Genomic DNA, 4,504 nt, shown 5'->3' with positions numbered 1-4,504 from the left:
GCCGTAGCCCATGCCGAGGCCGCCGCCCATCATCGAGCCGAGCATGGTGCCGATCATCATGCCGCCGAGCAGGTCCATCCCGCCGTAGCCGTAGTAGTAGCCGCCGGCGTAGGGCGCGTAGGCGGGACCGGCGTTCCAGTACGGCTGCCGGCCGCCGCCGTACGGGACCATCCGGACGTCCGGGTCCGTCCCGTGCAGGACGGCCTCCGCGTCGGCCGCGCACGCCGGGACGGAGCGGGCGACACCGCCGGGCGGCGCCCACGTCACGTCCTGGACGGACGGCCCGTGCTGCGGGTTGAAGAAGCAGGGCGCGCGCCGCTCGGGCACGGGCTCCCCGTCCTGCCGGGCGCGCGTCGCGGTCATGTAGTAGCGGCCGTCCTCCAGCGCGGTCGTGACCTCCTGCATGTCCTGCGGCCTGGCGGCGCGCTCGGTCGCCGCCTTGGCCTTGTCGTAGGAGTTCATCGCGCGCTCGTAGTCGGCGCGGGTGTCGGGGTCGAGGCCCCTGTCCATGACGTTGAGGTCGAGGCGGGCGATGTCCTCGCCGAGGAGGGTCACGTCCTCCTGCACGCCCTGCTTGAGGTCGGCCATCTGCTCGGCCTCGCGCTCGCGCCGCCGCTTCCGGACGGTGAGCATGACGCCCAGGATCGCCGCCGCCGCGAGCACGATCACGCCGAGCACCACGTACCCGGCCGTCGCGCTGGACTTGGACTGGTCGTCGACCTTCTTCTCGGCGAGGTCCCCGAACTTGACCAGCCGGTCCTTCACCGACCCGCCCTCGGTCCGGGTCACGAGCTGGTTGATCTCCGCGCTGTCCAGCTTCTTGGAGATCCCGCCCATGCGGCTGCCGTCGGCGGTGATGGCGACGTACGTCTGGCCCTTGCCGACGCGCTGCGCGACGGCCGGAAGCAGCTGCCGGACCTCGCTGCTCGTCACGTCGTTGCGGACGACCACGGCGCGGACGTCGGCGTCGCTGTCACCGCCGAGCGACGTCTTGATCTCGTTCTGGTCCGCCTGGGACAGCGCGTTCCCGGCGCCGCTGGTCACGTAAAGACGCGCGTCGATGAGGCCCTTGGCGATCTGCCCCACCGTGTCGTCGGCCGGTGCCCGCGGCAGCGCTGCCGCCGGGACCGCGTGTGCCGTGGTGATCTGGGACGTGTTTGACGGGGACGTGTTTGACGGGGCCGTGTTCGTCGGGGCCGTGGCGGCGGTCGCGGGCGCCGCGAGGGCGAACGCCGGCACGGCGACGGCGGCGATGACCGCCGAGACGGCGCCCCGGCGTGCCGCCCGGATGGCCCGCTTCTCGGTGCTCATACCTCCAGTCTGCCCACGTGGACCGGCCGATGCGTCCTTCGCCCGACGGATTCGCGCCCGGTCAGGAGTCCTTGATCTCGCAGATGACGGCGCCCGCGGACACCGTCTGGCCGACCTCGGCGGACAGGCCGGTCAGCGTCCCGGCCTTGTGCGCGGTGAGCGGCTGCTCCATCTTCATGGCCTCCAGGACCACGATGGTGTCGCCCGCCGCCACGGTCGCGCCGTCCTCGACGACGATCTTGACGATGGTGCCCTGCATCGGGCTGACCAGGGAGTCACCGGACGCCTGCGCGCCGCCGCCCTTCTTCCCGCCGCGCCGCTTGGCGGGCGCGGCCGCGCCCGCGGCGGGGGCCGCGGAGGCGCCGAGCCCCGCGGGCAGGACGACCTCGATGCGCCGGCCGCCGACCTCGACGGTGACGCGCTCCCGCCCGCCCTCCTCCTCGTCGCCCGCGACGGGCGTCTCGTACGGCGGGATCCGGTTGTCGAACTCGGTCTCGATCCAGCGCGTGTGGATGGAGAACGGCGTCTCGTCGTCCGCCGGGACGAACGCCGGGTCGTCCAGCACCGCCCGGTGGAACGGCAGGACGGTCGGCATGCCGTCGATCACGAACTCGGCGAGCGCGCGGCGGGACCGCTCGACCGCCTGCCGCCGCGTCGCGCCCGTCACGATCAGCTTGGCGATCAGCGAGTCGAACGCCTGCGGGACGGTCTGCCCGGCGTCGTAGCCGGAGTCCAGCCGGACGCCCGGCCCGGTCGGCGGCTGCCAGGCGGTGAGTGTGCCGACGGCGGGCAGGAACCCGCGCCCGGCGTCCTCGGCGTTCAGCCGGAACTCGATCGAGTGCCCGCGCAACTCGGGGTCGCCGTAGCCGAGCTCCTCGCCGTCGGCGACGCGGAACATCTCGCGGACGAGGTCGACCCCGGCGACCTCCTCGGTGACCGGGTGCTCGACCTGGAGCCGCGTGTTGACCTCGAGGAAGGAGATCGTGCCGTCCTGGCCGACGAGGAACTCGCAGGTCCCGGCGCCGACGTACCCGGCCTCCTTCAGGATGGCCTTGGACGAGGTGTAGAGCAGGTCGAGCTGCTCGTCCGACAGGTAGGGCGCCGGGGCCTCCTCGACGAGCTTCTGGTGCCGCCGCTGGAGCGAGCAGTCGCGGGTGGACACGACGACCACGTTGCCGTGCTTGTCGGCGATGCACTGCGTCTCGACGTGCCGGGGCTTGTCGAGGTACCGCTCGACGAAGCACTCGCCGCGCCCGAACGCGCCCACGGCCTCGCGGACGGCGGACTCGTACAGCTCGGCGACCTCGTCCAGCGAGCGGGCGACCTTCAGGCCGCGGCCGCCGCCGCCGAACGCCGCCTTGATCGCGATCGGCAGCCCGTGCTCCTCGGCGAACGCGACGACCTCCTCCGCGCCGGACACCGGGTCCTTCGTGCCGGCGACCAGCGGCGCGCCGACCTTCTGCGCGATGTGCCTGGCCTGCACCTTGTCGCCGAGCGCGGTGATCGCGGCGGGCGGCGGCCCGATCCAGGTCAGCCCCGCGTTCTCGACGGCGGCGGCGAAGTCGGCGTTCTCGGCGAGGAACCCGTAGCCGGGGTGGACGGCGTCGGCGCCGGCGTCGGCGGCGACCTTCAGCAGCTTCTCGATGTCCAGGTAGCTCTCGGCGGCGGTCTGCCCGCCCAGGGCGAACGCCTCGTCGGCGACCCGAACGTGCAGCGCCTCCAGATCGGGCTCGGCGTACACCGCCACACTGGCCAGCCCCGCATCGCGGCAGGCACGGGCGATACGGACCGCGATCTCACCGCGGTTGGCGATCAGGACTTTGCGCACGTGGGTCTCCTCCTTCAACCTCGCAGGCAGTCTAGATAACCGCCGATCCAGCTTTTCGTAAGGGCCTCCTTATAAGGGGCTCCAGTCCCGCATAGCGGGAGGTTTGCCTGGAAAGCGTCCGGTCGGCGGGGATCCCGGCCAGACTCTCCTCCGTCTCATTCGGGAGCCCGTCAGCCGAGTGGCGCGGGTGCGAGAGGAGTGACCGTGGCCGAGAAGAAGTCGACCGCCGACAAGGACCGGACGGGCGCAGGCCGGTTCTCGGGGCTGGGCAGGCCCCGCAGGCGGACCGCGATCGTCGCCGCCGTGCTGCTGGTCGTCGTGGGCGTACCGGTGCTGAGCGCCCTGTTCGGCGGGTTCGAGCGGACCAGCGGCGGGGAGATCGCCGTGGTCCGCAACGGCGGGTTCTTCGACGACAACAAGATCCGGCAGGTCATCGACCCGGGCTCGGGCCGGGTCTGGATCGGCCTGTACTCGCAGGTCCACAAGTACCCCGCCCAGCAGCGCTTCTACACGATCACCTCGGAGGCGCGGAAGGCGGAGCGCTCCGGGGTGGACGTCGTCACCGTGCCCAGCTCGGACGGCGTCAGCATGGGCATCGAGGGGACGCTGTACTTCACCCTCAACCAGGACCACACCGCCCTCAAGAACTTCGACGACAAGTACGGCACCCGCAAGTTCCGCAGCGCCGACGGGAAGACGTTCAACGTCTACGACGGCGACGACGGCTGGTCGGCGTTCCTCGACCAGATCGTCCGGCCGGTGATCGACAACGACCTGCGCAGCCAGATCAACAGCTTCCGCTGCGCCGAGCTGGTGTCGTCCTGCGCGCTGGTGCAGAACTCCTCCGCGCCGAAGACCGCCCAGGCCGTGGGGCAGCAGCAGGCGCAGAGCAACAACGCCAACATCGCCAAGGTGCAGAACGCGATCAACACGAGCCTGGCCGCCGACCTGGAGCAGACGCTCGGCGGCAAGTTCGTCACCAACATTCACTTCAACCTGGTGCGGATCACCCTGCCGGACAAGGTGCAGGACGCGGTCGACCGCGCGCAGGCCGCGTTCGCGCAGGTCAGCGAGGCGCAGGCGAAGGTCGCCACGGCCAAGGCGGAGGCCGCCGCCAACCAGGCCCGCCAGAACGGCTACAACAAGTGCCCGACCTGCGCGAGGATCGAGGAGCTGAAGGCCCTCCCGCAGGGCATCACCGTGTACGCGCCGGGCAACCCGAACGGCTCGCTGCTGCGGGGCAAGTGACCTCGGCGCCCGAGATGGGGAGGCGATCGTGCGGTTCCTGATCGTGCTGGTGGCGCTGGCGGTGGCCGCCGTGGTGGTCGTCCTGCTGATGTACGCGTTCGCCGACCGGTCGTCGTC

The 4,504-nt window shown here is 71.6% G+C and carries 3 protein-coding genes; 1 reads left to right on the top strand and 2 read right to left on the bottom strand.

Annotated features, from left to right (window positions below):
• The coding region (locus tag E1293_RS44810) for a hypothetical protein (protein ID WP_132205907.1) at positions 1–1,311 on the bottom strand (1,311 nt) is incomplete at its 3' end.
• A 61-nt stretch (positions 1,312–1,372) separates the two neighbouring features.
• On the bottom strand, positions 1,373–3,139 hold the full coding sequence (locus E1293_RS44805) for an acetyl/propionyl/methylcrotonyl-CoA carboxylase subunit alpha (protein WP_132205905.1): 1,767 nt from the start codon (positions 3,137–3,139) through the stop codon (positions 1,373–1,375).
• Positions 3,140–3,343: 204 nt separating this feature from the next.
• On the opposite strand from E1293_RS44805, the gene E1293_RS44800 reads away from it, so the two are divergent.
• Positions 3,344–4,387 (top strand): SPFH domain-containing protein, encoded by a 1,044-nt coding sequence (locus E1293_RS44800; protein ID WP_243717499.1) that lies wholly within the window; start codon positions 3,344–3,346, stop codon positions 4,385–4,387.
• Positions 4,388–4,504 lie beyond the last annotated feature (117 nt).

Source organism: Actinomadura darangshiensis, from assembly GCF_004349235.1.
GTDB classification, from domain to species: Bacteria; Actinomycetota; Actinomycetes; order Streptosporangiales; family Streptosporangiaceae; genus Spirillospora; species Spirillospora darangshiensis.
Note: the sequence above shows the minus strand (reverse complement) of the source record. Positions and strands in the feature narration are given on the sequence as shown.